General features: G+C 78.8%; 2 protein-coding genes. Both read right to left on the reverse strand.

All coding sequences use genetic code 11. From position 1 onward, the window contains the following. The coding region (locus tag ACFW1A_RS40525; RefSeq protein ID WP_380418750.1) for an ANTAR domain-containing protein at positions 1-652 on the reverse strand (652 nt) is incomplete at its 3' end. A 49-nt stretch (positions 653-701) separates the two neighbouring features. Beyond that, on the reverse strand, positions 702-1,399 hold a 698-nt coding region (locus ACFW1A_RS40530; RefSeq protein WP_380418752.1), incomplete at its 5' end, for a response regulator.

Raw genomic sequence — 1,399 nt, forward strand, 5'->3', positions numbered from 1 at the left:
CGCGCTCGTCCAGCGCCCGGCGCGCCGGGGTGGCCACCCCGGGCGGCACGTGCCGCCAGCGCTGCGCCTCCGCGTCGCCGAACCCCGCACTGCCCGCCAGCGCGAGCGACTGGTCCGGACGCGCGGCCCAGACGGCGACGGCCACGGCCCCGAGCGGGCGCAGCGCGTTCTCCAGGATCGAGCGCGCCACCACCGCGGTGTCCGCGGTCAGCGCCCCCGCCTCGGCGCTGCGCAGCCGCAGTGCCGCCGGATCGGGCCGGGCGGCCGCGGTGCCGGTGAACGCCCCGGCCAGCGCGGAGATCCGGTCGGCCGCCGCCCGGTCCACCAGGTCGGCGGCGACCTCCAGCACCGGCACCCCGGCCCGCTCGGCCAGCACGGCCAGCTGGGCCGCCGCCTCGGCGGGCCCGCAGCGCAGCCGCTCGACCAGCACCCCGGCCGCCATCTCCACCAGCGACCGGGCCGCGGCGTCCGCGTGCACCCGCTCCAGCTCCCCGCGCAGCCGCTCCACCACCGCGGCGAGCCGGTCGACCGCCTGCTCCGGCGCCCCGGCCGGCCCCGGCGGACCGGACCGCTGGCTCCCGACCCGGTCCGCACCGGGCGCGGGCCGGGCGGCCGCACGGCGGTCGGCGGCCGGGTCGAGGGGGTGGGACACGGTGTTCTCCTGGCGGGTCGAACGGGACGGGGCACGGGCGCGGCCGCGGTCAGCCGGTGAGGTGCTCCCGGAGCCGGTCGATCAACCGGCCGGCGTCCACCGGCTTGGTCACGTAGTCGGTGGCGCCGGCCGCCAGGCTCTTCTCCCGGTCGCCGATCATCGCCTTGGCGGTCACCGCGACGATCGGCAGCCGGGCGTGCTCGGGCATGGCCCGGATCGCGGCCGTCGCCGTGTACCCGTCCATCTCCGGCATCATCACGTCCATCAGGATCACGTCGATGCCCGGGTGCGCGGCCAGCGTGTCGAGCGCGGCCCGCCCGTTGTCGGCCTGCAGCACGTGCATGCCGTGCAGTTCCAGGATCCCGGTGAGGGCGAACAGGTTCCGGTCGTCGTCGTCGACGACCAGCGCGGTGCGCCCGACCAGGGACCGGTCGACCCCCGAGTCCCAGACCGGCTCGGCGCGGCGCGCCAGCGGCAGCACGTCGCCGGGCCGGTCGGCACTCATGTGCAGCACGATCCGCTCGCGCATCTCGTCCAGCCCGGCCAGTACCTCCCGCGGCCGGCCGGCCGCCGGCTCCGCGGCGGCCCCGGCCCCGCGGCTGCGGTACGCCAGGATCGGGACGGACTGCAGGGCGGGATCACGCTCGATCCCCGCCAGCAGGGTGGCGGCGGCGCCGTCGGGCAGGTCCAGGTCCAGCACCACGCAGTGCACCGGGCCGGTCGCCAGGGTGTCGGCCGCCCCCTGGG

This window comes from Kitasatospora sp. NPDC058965, assembly GCF_042741245.1.
Lineage (GTDB): Bacteria > Actinomycetota > Actinomycetes > Streptomycetales > Streptomycetaceae > Kitasatospora.